Source organism: Patulibacter ginsengiterrae (assembly GCF_056269115.1).
The window spans coordinates 83,594-107,128 of sequence record NZ_JBWDOG010000005.1 but is presented as its reverse complement, the minus strand read 5'-3'; the positions used below and the strand labels follow the sequence as shown (position 1 = coordinate 107,128).

The 23,535-nt window shown below is 71.6% G+C and carries 20 protein-coding genes; 8 read left to right on the top strand and 12 right to left on the bottom strand.

The annotated features are described in order from the left end of the window. Positions 1–33: 33 nt before the first annotated feature. Positions 34–780, bottom strand: coding sequence for a FadR/GntR family transcriptional regulator (locus ACVUH9_RS09595; protein WP_475756283.1), 747 nt, complete (start codon positions 778–780; stop codon positions 34–36). An 83-nt stretch (positions 781–863) separates the two neighbouring features. On the opposite strand from ACVUH9_RS09595, the gene ACVUH9_RS09590 reads away from it, so the two are divergent. Together ACVUH9_RS09590 and ACVUH9_RS09585 are read left to right on the top strand one after the other, a co-directional pair. Beyond that, complete coding sequence (locus ACVUH9_RS09590) at positions 864–4,397, top strand: indolepyruvate ferredoxin oxidoreductase family protein (protein ID WP_475756282.1); 3,534 nt, start codon at positions 864–866, stop codon at positions 4,395–4,397. After that, entirely contained in the window at positions 4,394–5,467 is a 1,074-nt protein-coding gene (locus tag ACVUH9_RS09585) for a Glu/Leu/Phe/Val dehydrogenase dimerization domain-containing protein (RefSeq protein ID WP_475756281.1), read from the top strand. Before ACVUH9_RS09590 ends, ACVUH9_RS09585 begins: the two co-directional genes overlap by 4 nt. Before the next feature lie 27 nt (positions 5,468–5,494). Here the strand turns inward: ACVUH9_RS09585 and ACVUH9_RS09580 are convergent, their stop codons facing one another. After that, positions 5,495–6,121, bottom strand: a complete 627-nt coding sequence (locus tag ACVUH9_RS09580) for a winged helix-turn-helix transcriptional regulator (RefSeq protein WP_475756280.1) — start codon at positions 6,119–6,121, stop codon at positions 5,495–5,497. 10 nt (positions 6,122–6,131) lie between these two features. Further along, the gene (locus ACVUH9_RS09575; RefSeq protein WP_475756279.1) at positions 6,132–6,881 is read right to left on the bottom strand and encodes a hypothetical protein; all 750 of its coding nucleotides are present in this window, start codon (positions 6,879–6,881) and stop codon (positions 6,132–6,134) included. A gap of 92 nt (positions 6,882–6,973) precedes the next feature. Here ACVUH9_RS09575 and ACVUH9_RS09570 point away from each other — a divergent pair, with 92 nt between their 5' ends. Continuing rightward, the gene (locus ACVUH9_RS09570; protein WP_475756278.1) at positions 6,974–7,867 is read left to right on the top strand and encodes an alpha/beta fold hydrolase; all 894 of its coding nucleotides are present in this window, start codon (positions 6,974–6,976) and stop codon (positions 7,865–7,867) included. Between the two features lie 48 nt (positions 7,868–7,915). On the opposite strand, the gene ACVUH9_RS09565 is transcribed toward ACVUH9_RS09570, so the two are convergent. Then, on the bottom strand, positions 7,916–8,065 hold the full coding sequence (locus ACVUH9_RS09565; protein ID WP_475756276.1) for a hypothetical protein: 150 nt from the start codon (positions 8,063–8,065) through the stop codon (positions 7,916–7,918). A 1-nt stretch (position 8,066) separates the two neighbouring features. Then, positions 8,067–8,798, bottom strand: a complete 732-nt coding sequence (locus ACVUH9_RS09560; RefSeq protein WP_475756274.1) for a DUF899 domain-containing protein — start codon at positions 8,796–8,798, stop codon at positions 8,067–8,069. A gap of 467 nt (positions 8,799–9,265) precedes the next feature. On the opposite strand from ACVUH9_RS09560, the gene ACVUH9_RS09555 reads away from it, so the two are divergent. Next, a complete protein-coding gene (locus ACVUH9_RS09555; protein WP_475756272.1) occupies positions 9,266–10,126 on the top strand; it encodes a hypothetical protein in 861 nt (286 codons plus the stop codon). Positions 10,127–10,283: 157 nt separating this feature from the next. Here ACVUH9_RS09555 and ACVUH9_RS09550 read toward each other — a convergent pair whose 3' ends face one another. The 7 genes from ACVUH9_RS09550 to ACVUH9_RS09520 form a co-directional block, all read right to left on the bottom strand. Then, positions 10,284–11,042, bottom strand: a complete 759-nt coding sequence (locus tag ACVUH9_RS09550) for a sulfite exporter TauE/SafE family protein (protein WP_475756560.1) — start codon at positions 11,040–11,042, stop codon at positions 10,284–10,286. Between the two features lie 23 nt (positions 11,043–11,065). After that, the gene (locus ACVUH9_RS09545) at positions 11,066–12,016 is read right to left on the bottom strand and encodes an arginase family protein (protein WP_475756271.1); all 951 of its coding nucleotides are present in this window, start codon (positions 12,014–12,016) and stop codon (positions 11,066–11,068) included. Beyond that, a complete protein-coding gene (locus tag ACVUH9_RS09540; RefSeq protein ID WP_475756269.1) occupies positions 12,013–12,780 on the bottom strand; it encodes an amino acid ABC transporter ATP-binding protein in 768 nt (255 codons plus the stop codon). Before ACVUH9_RS09540 ends, ACVUH9_RS09545 begins: the two co-directional genes overlap by 4 nt. Beyond that, positions 12,777–14,402, bottom strand: coding sequence for an ABC transporter permease subunit (locus tag ACVUH9_RS09535; RefSeq protein ID WP_475756267.1), 1,626 nt, complete (start codon positions 14,400–14,402; stop codon positions 12,777–12,779). Before ACVUH9_RS09535 ends, ACVUH9_RS09540 begins: the two co-directional genes overlap by 4 nt. 39 nt (positions 14,403–14,441) lie before the next feature. Further along, complete coding sequence (locus ACVUH9_RS09530) at positions 14,442–15,185, bottom strand: FadR/GntR family transcriptional regulator (RefSeq protein ID WP_475756265.1); 744 nt, start codon at positions 15,183–15,185, stop codon at positions 14,442–14,444. 240 nt (positions 15,186–15,425) lie between these two features. Continuing rightward, complete coding sequence (locus ACVUH9_RS09525) at positions 15,426–18,293, bottom strand: hypothetical protein (RefSeq protein WP_475756263.1); 2,868 nt, start codon at positions 18,291–18,293, stop codon at positions 15,426–15,428. An 89-nt stretch (positions 18,294–18,382) separates the two neighbouring features. After that, on the bottom strand, positions 18,383–20,599 hold the full coding sequence (locus ACVUH9_RS09520; RefSeq protein WP_475756261.1) for a TolB-like translocation protein: 2,217 nt from the start codon (positions 20,597–20,599) through the stop codon (positions 18,383–18,385). A 151-nt stretch (positions 20,600–20,750) separates the two neighbouring features. Between ACVUH9_RS09520 and ACVUH9_RS09515 the strand changes: the two genes are divergently transcribed. The 4 genes from ACVUH9_RS09515 to ACVUH9_RS09500 all read left to right on the top strand — a co-directional run bounded on the left by ACVUH9_RS09515 (position 20,751) and on the right by ACVUH9_RS09500 (position 23,533). Continuing rightward, positions 20,751–21,230: an autotransporter gene (locus tag ACVUH9_RS09515; RefSeq protein ID WP_475756259.1), complete on the top strand. Its 480-nt coding sequence runs from the start codon at positions 20,751–20,753 to the stop codon at positions 21,228–21,230. A gap of 58 nt (positions 21,231–21,288) precedes the next feature. Beyond that, a complete protein-coding gene (locus ACVUH9_RS09510) occupies positions 21,289–22,119 on the top strand; it encodes a hypothetical protein (protein ID WP_475756258.1) in 831 nt (276 codons plus the stop codon). Positions 22,120–22,247: 128 nt separating this feature from the next. Further along, complete coding sequence (locus ACVUH9_RS09505) at positions 22,248–22,787, top strand: PadR family transcriptional regulator (RefSeq protein WP_475756256.1); 540 nt, start codon at positions 22,248–22,250, stop codon at positions 22,785–22,787. 5 nt (positions 22,788–22,792) lie between these two features. Then, entirely contained in the window at positions 22,793–23,533 is a 741-nt protein-coding gene (locus ACVUH9_RS09500) for an ATP-binding cassette domain-containing protein (protein WP_475756254.1), read from the top strand. Positions 23,534–23,535: the final 2 nt, after the last annotated feature.

Here is a 23,535-nt window from a genome sequence, read left to right as displayed (position 1 = left end):
CTCTCCCACCCCGCGGAGCGCCGACGTGCCGCGTCAGCCGCCGGGCAGCCGCGTGAGCGGCCGGCCCGTCGTGCGCTCCCACGACGACTCGAGGGCCCCGAGGTGCTCGTCCATCACCGCGTCGACCCGGGCGAGGTCGGCGGAGCGGATCGCCGCCAGCGTGCGCTCGTGGACGTCGAGCACCCACTCCGGGACGGGCGGCTCGTGGATCGCCTCGTCACGGGCGATCTCCAGCCGTCCCAGCAGCGCCCGCACGAGCGCGACGACGGTCCCGTTGCCGGTCGCGCGCGCGATCTGGAGGTGGAAGCGCAGGTCCAGCTGAAGGAACCGGTCGCCGTGGGCGAGCACGTCGCCGAGCTCCAGGACCTCCCGGTGCTCGTCGATCGTGCGCTGGAGGACGGCGAGGTCGGCCTCGGTCGCGTTGACCGCTGCCAGCCGGGCGACCTGCGGCTCGAGCATCCGCCGCGCCTGCAGGACCTCCGCGACCTCGCCCGGCGTCTCGCCCAGGTTCGAGCGCACGAGCTCGAGCGGCGCGAACCCGGTCGCGACGAAGGTCCCGCCGCGCGTCCCCGGCTCGGAGGTCAGGACGCCCGAGGCCGTCAGCACGTCGACCGCCTCGCGCAGCGACGCGCGGCTGACGCCGAGCGCGTCGGCCATCGCCCGCTCGGGAGGCAGCCGCTCGCCGGCGGGAAGATCGCCCGACCGCACCCGCGCGGCGATCTGCGCGATCACCGCTTCGGACGTCCGCTTCGGTCCTACCGGGATGAACGGCGTCTCCACGCGAGCAAGGATACGCAGCCCCCGCGGAATGAGAGACACCTATTGGTTTGACTCCAGACCAGTTTTGGTCTAATAATGGCCCAATGAGCAAGCTCGATGTCCTCCCGGCGGGCCCACGGGCACCCCGGCCGCACGTCTCGATCTCGGATCGGTACGAGCTGCTCGAGGGCACGGTCTTCCTGAGCGGGGTCCAGGCCCTCGTCCGCGCATTGCTGGATCAGCACCGGGCCGACACCGCGAGCGGCCTGCGCACGGGGACGCTGGTCTCCGGCTACCAGGGGTCCCCGCTCGGCGGGTTCGATCAAGAGCTCCACCGCCTCCGCAAGCTCGCCGACGAGCATCACCTCGTGCTCCGTCCGGGCATCAACGAGGAGCTGGGCGCGACCGCCGTCTGGGGCTCGCAGCTGGCCGGCACGCTCCCCGGGCACCGCTACGACGGGGTCACCGGCGTCTGGTACGGCAAGTCGCCGGGGGTCGACCGGTCCGCCGATGCGATCCGGCACGGCAACTTCGTCGGCACCGACCCCCGGGGCGGCGTGCTGGCGCTCTGCGGCGACGACCCGGCCTGCAAGTCGTCGACGATCCCGGGCGCGTCGGAGTCGCTGCTCGCCGCACTCGGCCTCCCGATCCTCGCGCCGAGCAGCGTCCAGGAGGCCCTCGACCTGAGCCGCCACGCGATCGCCTGCTCGCGCGCCTCCGGCCTCTGGACCGCGCTCAAGGTCGTGACCGCCGTCGCCGACGCGACCGCGACCGTCGAGGTCGGGCTCGACCGCGTCCGGCCGATCGTGCCCGTGCTGGAGGACGGCGGCCGACCGTACCTGCACGTCCCCAGCGCGCACCTGCTGGCCCCGCAGTCGCTGGAGATGGAGCGCACGCTGACCGGCGTCCGCTTCGAGCTGGCCAAGCACTACGGCCGCGAGAACGGCCTCAACGTCGTCCGCCGCGACGACCCCGGCGCGCGGCTCGGGATCGTCGCCGCCGGCGCGGCGTACCAGCAGGTCGTCCAGGCGCTCGGCGTGCTCGAACGCGAGCACCACGTGCCGCTGCGCGTGCTGCAGATCGGGATGCTCTACCCGTTCGACGAGCACGCCGCCCGCGACTTCGCCCGCGGACTCGGCGAGGTCCTCGTCGTCGAGGAGAAGACGCCGTTCCTCGAGCGCCTGCTCAAGGACGCCCTCTACGGCGTCACCGATCCGCCGCTGGTGACCGGGGAGCGGGACGACCAGGGGCGCGCGCTCGTCCCGACGACCGGCGCGCTCGACGTCGACCAGGTCGTGCGCGCGATCGGCTCACGGCTGCTCGCCCACGACGAGCTGCCGGGCGTCGAGGCGCTACTGCGCGAGCAGGCCGCGATCGCCGAGCGCCCCGTCGCCGAGGTCGGGGCGACGCGGGCCCCGTTCTTCTGCGCCGGCTGCCCGCACAACAGCAGCCTGAGCGCCCCCGACGGCGAGCTGGTCGGCGCCGGAATCGGATGCCACACGATGGTGCTGATGGCGCCCGAGGGGCGCGGGCGCGTGACCGGCCTGACCCAGATGGGCGGCGAGGGCGTCCAGTGGCTCGGCGTCGCGCCGTTCGTCGACGACCAGCACTTCACGCAGAACCTCGGTGACGGCACGTTCCATCATTCGGGCTCGCTCGCGGTGCGGGCCGCGGTCGCCGCCGGCCTCGACGTCACCTACAAGCTGCTCTACAACGACACGGTCGCGATGACGGGCGGCCAGCAGATCGTCGGCCAGATGTCGGTCGCCGCGGTCGCGGCGTCGCTCGCGGCCGAGGGCGTCGCGCGGATCGTCATCACCACCGAGGACCGCTCGCGCTACGACGGCGTCGACCTGCCCGCGATCGCCGAGCTGCGCGACCGCCGCGAGCTGCTGCGCACGCAGCGCGAGCTGGCCTCGGTCGCGGGCGTCACCGTCCTGATCCACGACCAGGCCTGCGCGACCGAGCTGCGCCGGGCGCGGAAGCGCGGCACGGTCGCGACCCCGCCGCAGCGCGTCGTCATCAACGAGCGCGTCTGCGAGGGCTGCGGGGACTGCGGCGCCAAGTCGAGCTGCCTGTCCGTCGAGCCGGTCGAGACCGAGCTCGGGCGCAAGACGCGGATCAACGACGCGACCTGCAACTCCGACTTCTCGTGCCTGGAGGGCGACTGCCCGTCGTTCCTGACGGTGATCCCGCCGGAGGGGGAGGTCCGCCACGCTCGGCTCGACCCGCCGACGGGGCTTCCCCAGCCGACGCGCCGGACGCCGGACGACGACGTCCGGATCCGCTTCGTCGGCATCGGCGGCACCGGAGTCGTCACCGTCGCCCAGGTGCTGGGGATGGCCGCGCTGCTCGACGGGCGCCACGCGAGCGGGCTGGACCAGACCGGCCTCAGCCAGAAGGCGGGCCCGGTCGTCTCCGATCTGCGGATCACCACCGGCCCCGCGACGGGCCAGGCCGCGCCGTCGTCGGGCGGGACGGACGTGCTGCTCGGCCTCGACCTGCTGGGTGCCTCGACCGCCCCCAACCTGCGGACGGCGAGCCCCGAGCGAACGTTGGCGGTGGTCTCGACGAGCGTCGTGCCGACGGCGAAGATGGTCATCGACGTCCACGCCGCGACCCCCGACGCCGACGCCGCGCGCACCGCGATCGACGCCGTCACCCGCGCCGCCGAGAACGTCTACCTCGACGCGCGGGCGCTGGCGGATGCCGTCTTCGGAGACCAGATGCCCGCCAACGTGATCCTGCTTGGCGCGGCGTGGCAGCAGGGGGCGATCCCGGTCGGCCTCGACGCGCTGCAGCGCGCGTTCGAGCTCAACGGCGTCGGCGTCGACGACAACCTGCGCGCGCTCGAGTGGGGCCGTGCGGCCGTCGCCGACCCCGGCCGGGTCGCGCGGGTGCTCGCAGGCGGCGGGAGCGAGCCCGCCGCGCCCTCGCCGGCCGCGCTCGCGCTGATCGACCGGGTCGCGCCGGAGGAGGGCGAGCTGCGCCGCCTGCTGGAGGTGCGCGTCCCGGATCTCGTCGGCTGGGGTGGCACCACGGCCGCCCGCCGCTACGTGGAGCGGGTGGCGGAGGTCGCCGCCGTCGAGCGCGAGCGCGCCCCCGGGGCGCTCGCCGTGACCGAGGCGTTCGCGGTCGGCCTGCACAAGCTGACCGCGTACAAGGACGAGTACGAGATCGCCCGCCTGCACGTCGCCGGCCTCGCCGAGCTGCCCGCCGGCTCGAAGGTCGCCTTCCACCTGCACCCGCCGCTGCTGCGGGCGCTCGGCATGCGGCGCAAGCTGCGGCTGGGCGGCTGGTTCGTCCCGGTCTTCCGACTGCTCCGCCGGCTTCGCCCGCTGCGCGGCACACCGCTGGACGTGTTCGGCTACGCCCGCGTCCGCCGGCTCGAGCGGCGCCTGCCCGACGAGTACGTCGCGCTCGTCCACCGCGCGCTGACGCGGCTCGACGGCGACCGCCGCGACGCGGTCGTCGCCGTCGCCGCCACCCCCGATCTCGTGCGCGGCTACGAGGAGATCAAGCTCGCCAACGTCGAGCGCTTCCGCGAGCAGGCCGCCACCGCCCTCTCCGCCCTGGAGCAGGGGGACGACGCCCCGTCGCCCCTGACTGTCCACCACCACGAAGGACCACGCGCATGACCACGACCACGCTCCCGAGCGACATCGCCACGCTGCTGAGCCGCGACGACCACGAGACCGTCCGGATCGTGCAGGACCGGCGAACGGGCCTGCGGATGGTGATCGCCGTCCACTCGACGGTGCTCGGGCCCGCGCTCGGCGGACTCCGGATCAGGCCCTACGACGGTGGCATCGTCGAGGCGCTCGACGACGCCCTGCGTCTGTCGCGCGCGATGACGCTGAAGGCGGCCGCCGCCGGCCTCGACCTCGGCGGCGGCAAGGCGGTGGTGATCGACGACGGCGATCCCCGCGACCGTCCCGCCCGCCTGCGGCAGATCGCCGAGCAGGTCGACGCGCTCGGCGGCGCCTACATCACGGCCGAGGACATCGGCACGACGACGGCCGACATGGACCTGATCGCCGAGACCACCCCGCACGTCGTCGGACGCTCGGTCCGCGGCGGGATCGGCGGCGATCCGTCCCCGGACACCGCGCGGACCGTGCTCGGCGGCATCCGCGCCGCGCTCGAGGCGCTCGACGGCACGGTCGACCTCGCCGGCCGTCGGATCGGCGTCGTCGGGCTGGGCAAGGTCGGCGGCCCGCTCGCCGGCTGGCTGCTGGACGCCGGCGCCGAGGTCACGGCCTACGACCCCTACGGCCCGAGCGCAGCCGCCGCGGCGGCGCAGGGAGCCACGATCGTCGAGCACGTCGACGGCGTCCTGGAGCGCGACCTCGACGTGCTCGCCCCGTGCGCCGCGGGCGGCCTGATCGACGAACGCCTCGCCGAGCGGCTGAGCTGCCGGGTCGTCTGCGGCGCCGCGAACAACCCGCTGCGCGACGACGCCGTGGCGGCCACTCTCGCCGCGCGCGGGGTCCTCTACGTCCCCGACTTCCTCGCCAACTGCGGCGGCCTGATCCGCGCCGACGCCGAGCGCCGTTCGGTCGGGATCACGGGCCTCGACGCCCAGATCCTCCAGGCCGAGCAGCGGACCGCGCGGATCCTGGCCGAGGCGCTGGCGGCCGACCGGCTGCCGGTCGAGATCGCGGTCGAGCACGCCCGGGCGCGGATCGCCGCCGCACGCGACGCCTGACGGCGCGCGCTGGCCGCATCGGGCCCGTCAGCCGCGGCCGAAGACCGCGGCGAGGTCCTGCTCGTCGCCGCGGAGGTCGCCCGCGGCGATCGCCTGCTCGACCGTCAGCATGCCGGACGCCAGGCCCAGCACCACCGGGGGCTCTGCGCGCAGCACGGTCCCGGGTTGCCCGTCGACGTCGAGCGCGACGTGGGTCCCCGTTTCGTCGACACGGACCGTGAGGGTCGCGCCGTCGACCTCCACCCCGACGCTCACCGGAGCCGTGGTTCGCTTGCCGTCCAACAGCGACTCGAGCGCCACCACCAACCAGTGGGTTCGGAAGCTGTCGCCCCGCGGGCCGGAGACCATGAGCGGCGTGCTCCAGTTCACCAGCGCCGCGATCGGACCGCGAAGCTCGCTTCCCCACGGCGTCAGCGCGTAGGCCACAGCGTTGCTGTCGGCGTCGAGCTGGCGCCGGACCACGCCGGCCTCCTCCAGCTCGCGCAGGCGCTCGGCCAGCAGGTTGGTGGAGATCCCGGGCAGGCCCGCCTGGAGCTGCCCGTAGCGGGCCGGGCCCCCGAGCAGCTCGCGCACGATCAGCAGGCTCCACCGGCCGCTCACGACGTCGAGCGCCCGGGCCAAGCCGCAGTACTGGCCGTAGGACCGCTTGGTCACCGCGCGCTCCTCATGCGGTTGCGTTCGGTCGGCGCTCGAGCTCGATCTCGTCGAAGTCGAGCGCCAGGAGGGTCGGCCGGGGGAGCACGCGGCCACCGGGGCCCCGCGGGAGCACGCGCCGCCGGGTGGGGAAGAGGAGTCCGTCGAACTGGCGGTGCTGGTCGCAGAGGAGGGCGGCCTTGGCCCAGCGGCCTACCGGCTCGGCGAGGAAGTCGTGGCGACCGATCAGCCCGTCGGAGTCGACGTAGAAGGTCTGTTGGCGGCAGTGGGTCTCGAACTGCGCCGGGAACGTCGCCTGGAGTCGTCGCCGGTGCCGTCCGGATTCCCGCCCGGGTGCGCCTTCGGTGACGGTCACGCCGTCGCGGGTGAGCAGCAGCGGCGCGGTCAGGTAGTTCCAGAAGGCGTACCCGGCGAAATAGGCGGTGTCGAGCGGGTCCCAGCGGACGTTGCGGCGGACGCCGCTCAGCCCGGAGAAGGCCGAACGTGGGTCGGTTCGGGTGGCGAGTCGTTCGCCGTCGTTGGTCTCGATCCGCACGTCGCCCCGGTCGAGCACGGCGCGCTGGCCGACTTGCGGGAAGTCCTGGAGGACGGTGTGCTGCTCGGCGACCTGGACCTGCACGGTGAAGCTCGCCAGCTTGTTGCCGGGAAAGCGTCGAGGCAGCAGGCCGCCCAAGCGTCCCCGCGCGGTGATCGCCGAAACGGACCGCCAGCGTTCGGCACCGCCGTGGGCGGTGAGGACCTCGTCGAGGAGCTCGTTCATGCCGCCGCCCCCGCCGGCTGCTTGACTTTTGCTTGTACGCTTGCGAAGAACAACTTCCATTGAGCATAACCAGGATTGAAGAGGATCAGCACATGGCGACAGTGCAGCCGGCAGTCGAGCGTCCGGCGTGGGTGGACGACGAGCTGTTCCCGTTCGAGAGCCGCTTCGTGGAGCTGGACGGGAGCGTCGTGCACTACGTCGACGAGGGTTCGGGGCCGATCCTGCTGATGCTGCACGGCAATCCGGTCTGGTCCTTCGTGTACCGCGAGGTGATCGCCGCCCTGCGGGACCGGTTCCGGTGCATCGCCCTCGACTTTCCGGGGTTCGGTCTGTCGACCGGCGCCCCCGGCTATCGGTACAAGGCCCAGGACCACGCCACGCTGCTCGTGTCCTTCCTCGACCGCCTGGACCTCTCGCAGCTGACCCTGGTCGGCCACAACTGGGGCGGCCCGCTCGGGCTCTACGCCGCCCAGCAACGGCCGGACAGGTTCGAACGCCTCGTCCTGACCAACACCTGGGCGTGGCCGTTGAACGGCGATCTGTCCAGCGAGCTGTTCTCGCGCGGCATGGGGAACCCGGTCGGGCGCGCGCTGATCAGGCGGTTCAACCCGCTCGTCAACCACTTCATCCCCTCGGCGCACAAGCGCCGGAAGCTCTCCGACGCCGAGATGTCGCACTACCGCGAGGCGACGCCCACACCGGAGCGTCGCCACGCCGCGGCTGTACTTCCCGGCGAGCTGGTCGGCGCGCGCGAGTTCTTCACCGACCTGGCGGACCACCTCGGTGCCGTCGAGACGTTGCCGACGCTGATCGTGTGGGCCGACAAGGATCCGATCTTCACCGGCAAGTACCGAGAGCGCCTGGAAGCCACCTTTCCGAACCACACCACGACGGTGCTCCACGGAGTCGGCCACTTCCTCCAGTCCGACGCACCAGCGGAGTTCAGCGACGCCATCGAGACGTGGTGGGCCGAACTGAACCGGTGAGGGCAGCGCGGCCCCATAGTTGCGCTGGCCCCTCGGAGAGGTCGAGCCTCACTCCGGCGCTTGGACCGACCGGATCGAGCGGCGCCGACGCGCGACGGCCGCCCGGACGTAGCCGACCATCATGGCCACACCGGCCAGCAGCGCCGGTGCGGCCAGCAGCGCCTCCTCGACGGGGATGCCTGCGACGTGGGCGAGCACGTCAGAGCCTGTGGTCGTACTTGTCGTGCCAGCCACCCCAGGTGTAGGGCGGGGTCTGCGGCCAGCCCTCGGGGGAGTCCTCCCACTGCTCCTGGCGGCCGTATGGGGTGATGTCGAGGAAGCTCCAGGTCGACCCGAGCGCCTCGTCGCCACGGGCATCGATGAAGTACGTGCGGTAGACCTCGTCGCCGTCGCGCAGGAACACGTTCGTGCCGTGCCACTCCGCGACGTCGTGGTCGGCGTCGAAGTCATCGCGCAGCGTGTACCAGGGGAACTCCCAGCCCATCTGCTCGCGATAGCGCTGCAGGTGCTCCTGCTCGCCGCGGCTGACGGCGACGAAGCGTGTGTCGCGCTCGCGCAGGTGCAGCAGGTTGGCCAACTGGTCGACGTACATCGAGCAGCCGGGGCAGCCGCGCTCCGGGTAGACGCCCATGTCCGGATCCATGAAGAACCGGTACAGGACGAGCTGACGGCTGCCGTCGAAGAGGTCGAGCAGGGTCGCGTCCCCGCCGCCGGGCGCGGTGAAGCGATAGTCCTGCTCCACGCGGATCATCGGCATACGGCGGCGCTGGGCCGCGAGGGCGTCACGCGCACGGGTATGCGCCTTCTCCTGCACGAGCAGCGCCTCGCGCGCGGCGCGCCACTGCTCAGGGGTGACGATCTCGGGCTTGGCCGTGCTCATCGGGGCCTCCGGGCCGCCGCGGTCGTGCTCGAGGAGCAGGTCCTTCGACATGGTGGTCTCCTGGTGTCGTGGGCCGCGCCTGTCGGGGCCCTTCACCTGGTGAGCGGAGCCGAACGCCGTTTCTCGACATCGGATCGCTCACCCGGACGCCCGCCATCGAAGTCGTGCTCCCCGGTGGTGCTCATGGCGTGGAACATGCGTCCCCCAAGCCACCGGGCCAGCGTGCGCGGATTCGCACCACGGCTGACCTCCCGAAGACGACCGGTCCAAGGACGCTTACGCGATACAGTCGCGCCATGTCCGCCAAGGACCTACTGCTCCGGCGGGCGAGGCAACGTTCCGAGGCCGAAGCGGCCAACGCCAAGATCTCCCCGGCGGGTCCAACGCCGAACCCCAGATGACCGGGCTACCGGAGGCCTGGCGGACACCCGAGGACGGCACTCCGGTCCCCAACTGGGTCGCCGGGATCGACGACGTGCACGGTGGCCGTTGATGGTCGCCACCGTGACGAGGGACCCATGAGGAACCTGGGAATCACGATCCGCCGGTTCCTGATCTCCGTGGTGCTCATCGGCGCGGCCGCGGTCGCGGCCGTGACGGTCCCCGCTGCCGTGTCTTGGAGCGAGGAGGCGCCGCCCACCGAGCCGCTGCCGAACCCACCGACGGCGTCCCAGTACCGGCCGCCTGAGAGTTCCGTCTCTCCGGAAGACGCCCTCACGGGGCGCGTGAGCTCCGACGAGTTGACGCGGTTCGCCGTCGCGGCACCCACGATCATCAAACCCCAAGGTCCAGGGGTCGTCGCGAAGAACAGCCCCAGGGCGAAGCAGCTTCCGGGGGTCCGTCGCCCGTGCGAGGAGGCCCGAGGCTTCACCGTCTACGCGACCAAGGACCTCACCGGCCTGCCGCTGAAGCAGGTCCACTCGACCTGCGAGATGCCGTCCGGCATCGAAGGCGGCCGACTCCTGCGGTCCGGCCGAATCAACGAGACGGTCGCCCAATACGGGCGGTGCAGCGCCCGCACCGCACCGCCGTGCCCGCGCCAACTGAGCGTGACGAGCACTCCGTCGTGCGAGAGACCGCACGCGCTCTACCATGCCCTCGCGGGCCCCGGCGGCCGCTACGTCGACCCACACAAGCACCTCACGCTCCGGGGCGTCCCGGCGATCCACTTCGACGGCGGCCGGGCGATCACCCTCTACACCACGTGGACGACGCTGACGATCCAGTCCGACAGCCCACGCCGCACCCGGGAGGCCGCGCGAACCGCGATGCCCGCACCGGACGCCTTCCGCGCCGACGCCGCGAGGTACGCCCAGCTGCCCCGCCCGAGCGCCGCGATCTCCTCGAACCGCCTCACGACGGTTCGGTGTGCGGAGTAGCCCAAGGAGGTCGAGGTTGACCCCATTGGTCACGATTGGGTCGCCGACCGAGGGCTCGTTCGCGCGGACGTTCGGCTCGCGCGTGATCTACGAGCGCTACGGGCGCGCCCGCGACGAGTCGGACTGACACCCGACGCACCGAACGGCCCGTCGCGACTCAGGTCTGCGCGATCACCAGCGCCATCACGACGCCGAACGCCATGATGCCGACGCGGAAGAACGCGGCGGGCAGGCGCCGCGCCAGCCACGCACCGGCCGGCGCACCGGCGACGGAGCCGAGGGCCAGCATCGCGACCGCCGGCCAGTCGACGCCGCCGACGATCACGAAGAAGACGGCGGCGACGACGTTGACCAGCGCCTGGAGCAGGTTCTTGACCCCGTTCTGCTGGTGCAGGTCGGTCCGCATCAGCAGGCCGAGGACCCCCATCAGCAGCACCCCCTGGGCGGCGCTGAAGTAGCCGCCGTAGACGCTGGTCATGAAGACGGCGACGGACAGCGGCCCCCAGAGGATCACCGGGGCCGCGCCCCTCCGCCCCGCGCTCCTCCCGGTCGTCCACCGGGCCAGCCACGGCTGGACCCCGACCAGGACGCTCGACAGCAGGATCAGGACCGGCACCACGGCCGAGAACGCGTGCGGGGGCAGGGTCGTCAGCAGCGCGGCACCGAGGGTGGCGCCCACGAGCGCGATCGGGACGAGCCGCGCCAGCTGCCGCGCGTGTCCCGCCAGCTCCCGACGGTAGGCCCACGCCCCCGCGACCGCACCGGGGGACAGCCCAATCGTGTTCGACATGTTCGCCGCCACCGGCGGCACGCCGAGGCCGACGAGGACCGGATAGGTGATCACCGATCCGGCCCCGGCGATGGTGTTGATGGCGCCCGCCGCAAAGCCGGCGACGACGACGAGGGCGCACTCCAGGAGGCCGATGAGCTACTCCTCGGTCACGAGCGGGGCTCGCGAGCGGGCCGGTGCAGGGCGATCGCCAGGAACTCGAGGGCCACGCTGGCCGCCAGGCTGCCGGTCTGGCCGCCCAGGTCGTGGGGCGGGGAGACCGTATTGAGGTCGAACGCCACGACGTCGAGCCCGCGGAGGCCCTGGAGCAGCCGCATCCCCTCGCGCGCGGTCAGCCCACCCCACGCCGGCGTGACGACCCCCGGCGCGACGGACGGATCGAAGCAGTCCATGTCCCAGCAGAGGTAGACCGGCCGGCCCTCCAGCGCCTCCCGCAGCTCCGCGACGAGGCCCGCGATCCCGAGCTCGTCGATCCCGTTCATCGTGATCACGCGGTACCCGAGGTCGCGGGCGTCCTGGACCACGCCCGGCTCGCCGCAGAGGTCCGTGTCGCGGATCGCGACGTGGTACGAGCCCGCCGGGTCGACCAGCCGTTCCTTCGCCGCGTGGACGAAGGAGTTGGCGTTGTTGAACTCGAAGATGTCGGGCCAGTCGTAGGCGTCCGTGTGCCCGTCGACGTGCAGCACCACGAGGTCCTCGTGGCGCCGGCTGACGGCGCGCAGCTGCGGCAGCGTGACCGCGCCGTCCCCGCCGAGGACGAGCGGGATCGTGCCGGCGTCGAGGATCGCGCCGACCGCCTGCTCGATCGCGACGAACGCCGCGTCGACCTGGCCGGGCGTGACGTCGACGTCACCGCAGTCGACCAGCCCGGTGGCGACGACCGAGTCGACGCCGAGGTCCTCCGCCGACTCGCGGGCGATCAGCGAGTGCGCCCGGACGTGCGCCGGCCCGCCGCGCGCCCCGATCCGGTTCGGGTGCGACCCCATGTCGAACGGCACGCCGAGGACGGCGACCTCCGCCGCCTCGATCTCGGTGCTCTGGGGCACACCGAACAGCGTGCCAACGGGCTTGAGGCTCTGCATCTCGTTCCTTCGGGTCATGCGGCCGCGGGGGTCGTGACCCGGGCCAGGAACGACCGCGTGCGGTCGTTCGCGGGGTTGGCGAAGAACCCGGCCGGGTCCTTCGAGTGCTCGACGACCGTGCCGCGCTCCATCATGCAGACGGACGACGCGGCCTCGCGCGCGAACCCCATCTCGTGGGTCGCGACGATCATCGTGGTGCCCGTCTCCGCGAGGTTGCGCATCACGTCGAGGACCTCCCCGACGGTCTCCGGGTCGAGCGCGCTGGTCGGCTCGTCGAACAGCAGCACCCGCGGCTTCAGGGCGAGGGCCCGGGCGATCGCCGCCCGCTGCTGCTGCCCCCCGGAGACCTGCCCCGGGTAGTGCTGGGCCCGCTCGCCGATCCCGACCCGTGCGAGCAGGGTCCGGGCCACCTCGAGCGCCTCGGCCTTGTCGACCTTGTTGACCAGTCGCTGGGCCAGCACCACGTTCTGCTCGAGCGTCAGGTGCGGGAACAGGTTGAAGTCCTGGAAGACCATCCCGATCTGCTTGCGGAGCTCGTGGATCCGCTTGTGCCCGCGGATGTCGGTGCCGTTGAACGCGATGCTCCCGGACTCGTACGACTCGAGCGCGTTCAGGCACCGCAGCAGCGTGCTCTTGCCCGATCCGGACGGCCCGATCAGGACCAGGGTCTCCCCCTCCGAGAGCGTCAGCGAGACGCCGTCGAGCGCCGGCGTCTCCCCGTGCTCCGAGCGGTAGGTCTTCCGCAGGTCCTCGATCTCGAGGATCGTCGTCCCGGTCATCATCGTCCCCCGTCCAGGGCCACGGTCGCGGCCTTCGGTGTCTTCCGTCGCGTCGGGCCCTGACTTCCGGGCGTCCGCAGGTAGGCCTCGACCCGGCTGGCCGCGACGCTCACGACGGAGCTGACCAGCAGGTACATCAGGCCGACCATCGCGAACACCTGCAGCGGCTCGAAGGTCTTGTTCACGATCAGCTGCCCGCTGAAGAGCAGCTCCTGCAGGGTGATCACGGCGACCAGCGAGGTGTCCTTGATCATCGACAGGCTCATCCCGACGTACGCCGGGAAGACGGTCCGCAGGGCCTGCGGGTAGGTCACCCGGGTCAGGGCCTGCCAGCGCGTCATCCCGAGCGCTTCGGCCGCGCGGGTCTGCCCGACCGGGACGCCCTCGATGCCGCCGCGGAAGATCTCGGCCAGGTACGCGCCGTAGTTCAGGCTCAGGGCGAGGATCCCCGCCACGAACGCGTCGAGGACGAGGCCCAGCTGCGGCAGGCCGTAGTAGAGGAAGAAGATCTGCAGCAGCAGCGGGGTGCCGCGGATGACGTCGATGTAGACCCGTGCCGGGTACCGGATCAGGGCGAGGCGAGACATCCGCGCCGTCGCCACGAGCAGGCCGAGGATCGTGCTCGCGACGAGCGAGGCGAGCGCCAGCAGCACGGTCAACTTGAGCCCCGACAGCAGCGAGGGCAGGTAGCTGCCGAGGTTGCCGAAGAAGGAGCCGTCAGCGGCCTCGCCCGAGCTGGCGGCAGCGGTCGCGGCCTGCTCCCCGGGGACGTCCACGTTCGGCCCCTCGTACTTGACGACCAGCTGCTTCAGCGAGCCGTCCGCCCGCATCGTCCGCAGCGCGGCGTCGATGTCGCCGGCGAGGGCGGCGTGGTCCTTCGCCGCGGCGAAGCCGACGAAGGCCGGCTTGGCGCCCTTGAACGACTTGTCGAACTCGACCTGCATCTCGGGCCGGCGGGCAAGGATGTAGTCGACCGAGGGCGGGTCGACCAGACCCGCGTCGAGCCGGCCGCTCGAGAGGTCCTGGGTGAGCATCTCGTAGCCGTCGTACGACTTGATGTGGATCCCGCCGACCTCGTTCAGCTCGTCGTACTGGACGCTCGAGGACAGCACTCCGACGTTCCGGCCCTCGAGCGCGGCGAGGGTCGGGTAGCTCCGGGACTCGCCGGCGCGGACGACGATGCCGTCGGACCAGCCGTAGACCGGCGTGCTGAACGCGACCTGGCGCGCCCGCTGGGGCGTGATGAAGAGCGCGTCGGCCAGCACGTCGGCGCGGCCGGAGGTCACCGACGAGACGAGGCCGGAGAACGGCACGATCTGCCACTCGATCCGGACGCCCCAGCGGTCCGCCAGCTGCCGCATCAGCTCCGGCATCGCGCCGGTGATCCGGCCCCCTTCCGTGTAGCTGTCCGGCGGACCGTTGCCGGTCGTCGCGACGTTGATCACGCCCTGCTTCTGGATCCGCTGCAGGGCCGGGCTCGGCGCGGTTGCCGTGGCCGGGCTCGGGCTCGCCGCGGGGGCTGGATTCGGGGCGGGCGCGCCGGCCGCGAGCGCGGTCGCGGTCAGCGCTAGGGAGGCGAGCAGCAGCGCGCAGGCGCTGCCGAGGATGGAGAGCAGTCGACGCATGTCGGCCTTCCTGTCGGGTTGGGGGCGCGGCGGTCCCGGTCAGCCGACCGGGTTCGTGGCCGTCGGGTTCGTGGCCGTCGCGGTGTTGGCGAGGTTGCTCACCGAGGCGATGTGCTCGCGCATGGCGGCGGTCGCGCCGTCGGCGTCGCGCGCGGCGAGCGCACGCAGGATCTCGAGGTGCCCGGTGAGGGATGCCCGCCGGGCTTCCGGCGTGTCGTGCGAGATCTGCCGGAACTCCGTGATCCAGTCGGCGGAGGTCTTGCTGAGGGTGACGATCAGCCGGTTCTGGGTCGCGGCGGCGACGGCCGCGTGGAACGCCAGGTCGAGCGCCAGCGACTCCTCCGCCGACACCGACTCGGGCGAGTAGTCGCAGATCTCGCGCATCCGCTCGAGGTCGCCGGGGGTGGCCCGCTCGGCAGCGAGGGCGGCCGTCTGCGGCTCGAAGATGTTCCGGAAGTCGGCCGCCTCGCGGGCGTCGCGCTCGGTGGCGGTGAGCGCCGCGTCGAGCAGGCGGGAGGACTGGGCGGTGTCGACGAGCACGGTGCCCGAGCCCTGACGCCGCTCGATCAGGCCCTTCATGGCGAGCTCGTGGATCGCCTCGCGGACCGTCGACCGGGACACCCCGAGCTGCGTGGCGAGCGTGCGCTCGGGCGGCAGCGGGGTGCCGACCGTGAGCTTGCCGGTCGCGGCGAGCTCCATGATCCGCGCGGCGATCGCGCTCGACGTCGAGACCCGGGAGAACGCCCCCAGGTCGGACCAGTTCGGAGAGCTCGGTGCCGGCATGGCGGGCAGTATCCCCAGAATTGGTCGGACCGTCAAGCCACCCGACCAAACTTGGCGGATCTGCAGATCCGTATGCGGGTGCTCAGCGTCGCGTTGAGGATGCGGGCGCGCTGCTGCCGCTCGATGTCGGCAGCGCAGGTCCGTCGCTCACGCGGTGGGCATCGTTCGCGCCTAGGCAACCTGCCCTGAAGGCCGCAACCCCGTCCTCACGGAGGCGACCTTCAGGACCGGCGCTGCTCCCTACGAGGCGCCCCGCTTGACGCCCTTGATCGCGATGCTGCGCTTCCAGCTCACGGCCTTGCCCTTGGTGGGCTTGAACGTGGCCTTGACCGCGACCCGCACGGTGCGACCCTGCGCCAGCAGCGCCTTCTGCCGCTGCGTCAACCGCAGCCGAGCGTTCACGGTCGCGGCGTCAGAGGCCAGGATCGCCCGCGTCACCGTGCGGATCCGGGATCCGCTCAGCGTCACTCGTCCGGCCCCGATCCCGCCGACCCGCAGCGACACCGCCTTGGTGCTGCCGGACGCCGAGACGACCTGCGGTCCGCACTCCGGTGCGGTGAATCGCAACGAGCTGCGCGTCACGCGGCCGTTGTGGCCGGTGAACACCGCCGTGGTGCCCTTGTCCGCCCCGCAGACGTCGTTGGTCGCCTTCAGGATCCCGTGGTCGCCGCTGTCGATCTTCAGCACGAAGTCGTCGATCGGCACGTCCGGCACGTTGACGAACGTCGTGACCAGCTTCTGCTTGCCCGACGGGCCGGTGACCGACGAATCGGCGTGCACGTCGATCGAGATGCCCTGACCCGCGAGCTTCAGGTAGAGCTTCGGCAGCGTCGGGACGACCCGGCCCTCCGCGGTGACCCGGGTGCCCTGCACGAAGTACACCGGGCCCGACACCGGCACGTCCAGCGTCGGCGTGGTCGCACTCGCCTGACCGATGATCGAGGCCTCCGGGCAGTTGCGGGCCGCCACCGCGGCGGGCTGGCAGAGCGCCCGGGCGTTGTCCGGATCGAGCGCCGCGGTCAGCGGCAGCGTGACCTGGACGCCCTTCAGGTTGGCGTTGCCCTTCGGCATCGCGACCGTCGCCTCGACGCCCGGGTGCTTGCCCTTGCGCATCTGGCTCTTGTCGGTCCACTTCAGCGACAGCTTCGGGTCCAGGTCCAGGTCACCACATCCACCGACCTGGAACCGCGCGGAGACTCCGGACGTCTGCCCGGTGCTGGAGCGCAACGTCCCGCCGATCGACGACGCCTCGCACGACGTCGGGTTGATCATGAATCCGGGCTTGTCGACCTTCACGTCGAGCCGCTGAATCCGCGTCGGCACGCCCTGCAGGATCGTCGGAATCGGATCCGACACGATCGTCACGTGGGCGTCGATCGGGTCGACGTACAGCTTCTGCTTGACGACGACGTCACCGAGGTCGAACGGCCCGGCCTTCGCCGGAACGACCACCCGCAGGGAGAACGGCGCATCACCGTACGGCCCCTCCAGGTACGCCTTGCCCGACAGCTGGAACGGGGCAGCACCGGAGCCCGCCAGAGCGGTGACCGATCCAACCTGCTGGCCGATGTTGCCCTTCAGGTTCGCCAGCAGCCCCTTCGGCAGCGTCAACGAGAGACCGTTGAGCGGAGACTGCCCGTCCGGCTTCCCGATCGACAGGTTGAACGGCGAGGACATACCCGCCTGCGGCGAGAGCACGCCGCCAATGAACGACGGGGCAAACAGGCCCAGACCGGGGCGGCAGGCGATCTCAAACGAGCTCTCCGACGTGGCCGTCTGGCCACCCCAGGAGGTCATCGTCGCGGTCGTCGTCTTCGTCCCACACGTCGCCGGATTGACCAACGCCGCACCCGGCCCACCGTCGAGGTTGATGGACATCGTCTCGAACGGCTGCTGCGGCGTGTTGTCGAACACCGCCCGCAGACGACCCGTCACCGGGTCCGGGAACATCTTCCCTTCCTGCTTGACGTCGACACCGTTGGCCGACGCCAGCAGGAAGACGCGGAACATCTCACCCGTCTGCGAGTCCTGCGACTTCGGCGTCCCGATGAACACCCCGCCCTTCATCGGCACGTCCAGCACCGGCGTGTCGATCTCGACCGACCCGATCCGTGCGTCCGACGGGCAATCCGGGGTCGCGTCGGCACCGATCGCGGCCTGCTCGTCCGAGCAGCTACCCAGACCGTTGGCGCCACCCGGCGAGATCGCCGTACCCTCGGGGAAGAGGATCTCCGCCCGCTTCAACGGCGGGGTCGCCGTGCTGTTCGGCGCTTGATTCTGCGGCACCTTCAGCTGGAACCGGTAGCCCGATGGCGCATCCGCGACGTTCGACACCGGACGCACGTCCAGCGTCGGCTGGAACTGCAACCGATCGCAGCCCGTCAGCGGGAGCATCAGCGGGTTGGCCTCGATCCAGCGCGAGGTGTTCGTCCACGACCGCAGCCGGATCTTCCCGGCGAAGGCCGTCCCGCACTGTGACCCGAGGGTCAGCAGCGGGATCTGCGGGCTCGTCGTTCCCGACTTCGCCGCCGGAACACCCCAGATCGTCGCCTTCGACGCGAGCACCTTGTTCGCCGATCCCATGCCGCGAATGTTGGTGACGATCGCGTAGCTGCCGTCGGACTTGACCTTCATGTCCAGCAGGACCGGAACCGGAAGCACCTTCATGCCGAACCGCGCCACGACCCCGTCCGGCGGCTCGAGGTTGTACAGGTTCGTGTACTCGTGACTTGCGCCCCCTCGAGAGCCCTTGTAGGTCAGGTCGTGCAGGCCGACCTGGGACTCCGCGGGGCAGTAGGCCGGGTTGTCCGCGAACACGGCCATCGGGCACTTCGGGACGGCCTCCGGGTTGCCCTGCAGCCCCTCCGGCAGGGTGATCTCGGCGTCCTTCACCAGTTCGACCGGCTCGATCGTGGTCCCCGACCCGGTGGTGGTAATTCCAAACGTGATCTCGAGGCGATCGGGGTGTGCCCCGGCCTGCGTCACATCGTCGCCCGCTATGTCCAGCGCCCGGATCCCGACGCTGTCCGGGGCGAAGTCCATCTCGGCGGCCTGGGCGGCTGCGGGGATGCCAGCCAGCGCGACGCCGAGCACCAGCGCGACGGACATCGTCCTGCGGTTCCGCGCCGCGCGACGGGTCGTTGCAGCCATCGTTTCGCTCACCGTCCTACCCGTAGTTCCCTGCTCGATCGGACGCATCAGCGACCACCCTTCTTGGTCGCCGTGAACGTGACCGACTTGCCTGCCTGCACCGACGCACCCACATCCGGGATGAATCGGGCCGTCAGCTTGGTGGCCAAGCGGCCACGCTTCTTCTGTTGCGCCGAACCGAACGCCGAGAGCCGCACCGTCACGCGATACGTCCCGGCCTTCTTGGCCTTCACCGTTGCTTGGCGGAGCCCCACGCCCGACACCCGGATCGAACCGGCGCGGGAGACCTTCACCCGCACGACCGTGCTCGTCCCGCGCACCGACCGCGACGCGGTCAGTGCCGCCGACGCCCGCTTGGCCGGCTCGGTCACGTCCTCGAGCAAGTTCCCCCGCCCAACGAAGTCGGCAGAACCGAGGCCCGGCAGGCTCGGCCGCTCCGGACCCGGCGCCTGGCATCCCGTCTGGCACGCCGCGGGTGCCTCCGGCACCAGGAAGCCTCCGCCGCTTCGCGCCACGTAGAGGTCGACCTCACCGTTGTCGATGTCGTCCGGGGTCATCGAGTCCGGGGTCCGGAAGAAGAACGAGTTGCCGTCGTCCGACGAGCCCATGACTTCGGAGATCGCGCCGTTGCGTCCGCTGCTGAGCAGCACCGCGCGACCGTCTTCCCAGACGTACGCATCAGCGATGCCGTTCGTGTCCTCTGGTACCAGCGCCGTCGTCGAGGTGAAGACCACGGTGCCCCGGGAGCTCACCGGCGTCACGATGTCACTGGTGCCCACCGTGACGGATGCCTCGCCCGCCGTAGGCGCACCGTCCTGGCGGCAGGAGACGCACGTGAAGTCACCCGTACGGGCGGAGTAGAGATAGACCTGGCTGGTACCGGACGCACCTCCGTCGATCCCCGTCAACCCGTACTTGTACGCGCTCAGGAACGCGTAGTACTGGCCGTCTGCCGAGGCCGCCTCGCGCCAGAACTCCACCTTCGGGTCACTGCTCACGAAAGGCGGCACGGCCCGCTCCATAACGCCATCGCGCACGAGCGTCCCCTTGAAGTAGATGCGCGAGAAGTCGGAGCTTGCCGGCCTCTGCCTCGCCGAGACGTCCAGCGCCCCGACGAGTCGCAGCGCCGCCTGGCCGCCGTCAAGATCGCGCATGTAGGTTGCACCCCACTGGCCGCCGGTCGGCGCACCGGGTACCAAGGCGTTGCTGCACCGGAACACCATCTTGGTCCCGTCCGCGCTCAGCCCCTGGAACGTTGAGTGGCTTTCGGATGAAACGCAGGCTTCACCGTGGGGTCCCACCGCGACTTCACTGGTGGTAGCCCGCGCCGGGTCGTCGGCGTTGAACCGCACGTACACCCGCTGACTCGTACCGGTGCCGACCGTGAACGCCACGCGCCGACCGTCCGCCGAGACCGCCTGCTTTTGGTCCGCCCCGTCGTTTGGGCTGCCCGTCGGCACGTCGGTCGGCACGTCGCCGTTGGGCAGCACCGTCGCGAGCTGCGCCCCGTGCTCCTGGCTCCAGACGTAGAGGTGATTGACGCCCGTCGTCACCCGCGGATCCCACTGGCGCGTGGTCCGTACGACGACGCGATCGAGGTCCGTCGACGCGGCGACGAAGTTCACCTTGGCCGACGAGCTGTCGTCGACCGACGGATCGTTCGTGACCCAGGTGAAGGTCCCGTCTGCCTCCCGCCGATACAGGTCCTGCGACCCGAGCCTCACCGCCGGGATCTCGATGCCCTTGTCGTGCGGGTTGACCGGATACCCCGTATCGACGACGACCCGGGCCAGATCCGCCGACGCCGCCTGCATTGAGATTCCGTCGTTGAGCTTCGGGAGCCACGGCCCGTCCGGGTTCACCGGCGGCATCAGCGCGTTCGTCCCCCAACCACTGTCGGTCCGCAGAGACCGGTACTTACCGGTGGTGAAGCTCTGGGCGTCCTCGACGCCCGCGTTGAGCAGGTAGACAATCCCACTGCCGTCAGCCGCGATCTTTGTCTCCGCCAGCGGCAGCGCGCCGCCCTTTTCGTCGGGCGTCACCTTCTCGTAGGCCAGACAGTTGGGCAGGTGCGTCGCGTTCTGCTGCGCCCGCACCGCCGCGTTCGGGCAGTCGTCCGCCGCGAGGGCCGCGGGCGCGCCTAGACCGGCGCAGAGCAGAGCGGGAACCGCCAACGCGGCCAGCGTGACTATGCGGCGCATCAGCGGATCGCCCTCTCGCTCGACGGAGTACTCGCTCTTGCCATGGTTCTCTCCCTCGCACATCTGGACACGTCTCAGCGCACACCGGTTCACGCCGAAGCACGATCCAACCAGGCGGTGACGCACCCGCCTACTCCTCTTTGGAACGTTTCGCAGGCGACGTCACAAACGGAACAGGCAACGCGCCGGTATCCCTCTGGTACGGTCGGCCCGCATGACGACGCCCCCGGTTCTCGCGCCAGCACCCCGTCTTCGACGACCGGCTGCGGGCCTCGCCGCCGCGCTCGTCAGCGTGGGATTGGCCGGCGCGACACTGCCGGCCACCGCGGCCGCCCGCACGCTGTCGATCACCGAGAACGTCAGTCTCAAGCTCGAGAAGAAGGCCGACGCGAAGCTGACCCACCGCGGCACCGTCACCGGCACGATCCCCGGGACCGCCCGGGCGACGTCGACGCTGCGCGGCCTGACGCTGTCCGGCACCGTCACCGTCGTGACCAAGCAGGGCACGCTGCGGATCAAGATCAACGGCAAGGCGCGATCCAGCGGCGTGCGCCCGAAGTTCGACGGCACCGCGACCATGGACGGCGGCACCGGGATCTACCGTCGTGCCCGCGGGACCGGCCGGTTCGACGGCGTCGTCGACCGCACCAACTGGTCGGCCACGATCCGGGCGACCGGCAAGCTCAACTATTGAGCAGCAGGGGGCGCAGCGGGCGGCGCGGGCGGCGGGGGCCCTTTTCCTCGTGACCGGTGTGGTCTCCACGATCGCCTTCACGGCCGCCGTCCTCGGCCTCGCATCCACGTCCGTAGCGACTCCCTCCGCGGACCGCCTGACCGAGACCCGGTCCACCCCGGGCGTCCGGCTGACGGCCGGCTTCGGAGCCCACGCCCGACTCGGCCGCCGCACGGCGCTCGACATCGGCCTGCGGATCGATCCGCGCCGCGTCTCCGCGACGCTGAGCGACGTCCGTGTCCTGACCCCGGCGGACCTCGACATCACGATGAGCGAGCTCGGGACCGCGACCTGCCGGCGACCGCAGAGCGACCTCGACCGCGTGCGGCTCGACAACCTCGTGCCCGCCACCTGCCCGGCCAACGCCCTGCTCGGCAGCGGGAGCGCCGACGCGCTGCTGCGGTTCAGCGCCGACCAGGCGATCACCGGCAGCGGGCGTCTGCGCCTGTTCAACGGCGCGTCGGTCGACGGCCGGCCGGGACTGATCACGCTGGTCGTCACCGACCACCCGATCACGACCCAGCTCGCCTACGGCGGCTACCTGTACACCGCGCCGCGCCCGTACGGACTCGGGATGCGCATCCGCATCCCGCCGATGACCGATCCGCCGTTCGGCGCCGCCGTCGGGCTCGTCCGCCTGCAGATGAGGATCGGCGGGGACGGCATCGTCTACACCCGACGCGAGCACGGGCACCGGATCCGCTACGCCCCCGGCGGCATCCCGCTCCCCCGCCGCTGCCCGCGCGGCGGCTTCCCGTTCCGCGCCGTGCTGCGGTTCGACGACGGCAGCCGCCGGACCGCCGACACCGTGGTGCCGTGCCCGAAGCCGCGCCGCGACCCGTCGTCCTGACGCTCGAAACACCGCCGGGCGCACCGTGTCTCCCAGAGCAAGGACACACCTGTTCGTTCATGGCCTATGCTGCGCCGCAGCGTCAACGCTCCTGAATCTCCGGCTTGCCCACCCCTACGAAATACGCCGTGCTGGGCCTCCTCGCCCGCCGCCCGACCTATGGGTACGCGCTGATGCAGCAGCTGCGGCGCTGGTCGGTCGATCCCACGGCGGTCCGGACCTCGTCGGTCTACAACGCGCTCTCGCGGTTGGAGGCCGAGCAGCTGATCGAACCACGCGGCCCCGCCGCGGCCAGCGGCACCGAGCGGCAACCACGGCTGACCTACGGCACCACCCCGGCCGGCGATCAGTGCCTCGATGCCTGGCTCTCCTCCCGGCCCACGTCGTACGACGAGCTGCGTCTGCGGATCGCGCTGGCCCGTCCCGACGACCTCAACCTGCTGATCGGGTTCGTCGTCGCGGCCGAGCAGGAGTGCCTCGAGCTGCTGCAGGCGATCGAAGCGCCACCGATCGCGGCCCTCTCCGCAAATGCCCCGTGGGAGGCGCTGTGCGGCGCGATCCTCAGCACGCTCGACTCCGGCAAGCTCGCCGGACGGGCGAAGTGGCTGCAGGATGCGCGGGGCGAGCTGGAGTCGATGCGCAACCACCCCGCCCGTCGCCGAGGCTAGTCGTCGTGGCGTCGCTGTTGTCCCTGGAATCCGTCGGCAAGGGCTTCTGGCGTGGGCACCGTCCGGTGGAGGTCCTGGACGATGCGTCGTTGGAGCTGGCCGCGGGGGAGATCGCCGCCGTCTGGGGACCGCGCAGCGCCGGCAAGACCACGCTGCTGGAGCTCGCCGCCGGCCTCCAGGACCCCGACACCGGGCGGGTCCGCTTCGACGGCCGCGACCTGGCCCAGATGTCTTCGGCACAGCGGAGTCGACTGCTGCACCGCGAGATCGGGATCGCGACCCGCAACGGCCCGGCCAGCCGCGAGCTGCCCATCGATCGCTGGATCTCGCTGCCGCTGCTCGACCGCATCGGCTGGCGCGCCGGCCTGCGCCTCGCCCACCAGGTGCTCGACCGGGTCGGAGCGAGCGAGATCGCCGGCGAGTCCTGGCACGACCTCTCCGACGGCGAGCGGACGCTGGCGTCGATCGCCCGGGCGATCGTCCGGGAACCGCGACTGCTGCTGGTCGACGATCTCGGCGCGGGCCTCGGGCTGCTGGGGCGCGGCGAGATCACGGCGCTGCTGCGGTCGCTCGCGGACGACGCGGGAGTCGCAGTGCTGATGACCGCCACGGAGGTCACCGAGGTCCAGGGGGTGCGAACGATCTGGTCGCTCGCCGCCGGCCGGTTGGTCGGTCGTGCCGCCCCCCGCCCGAGCGACGACGCAGCCACGGTCATCGAGTTCCCGCGCACGGGACGTCGGGCCTAGGC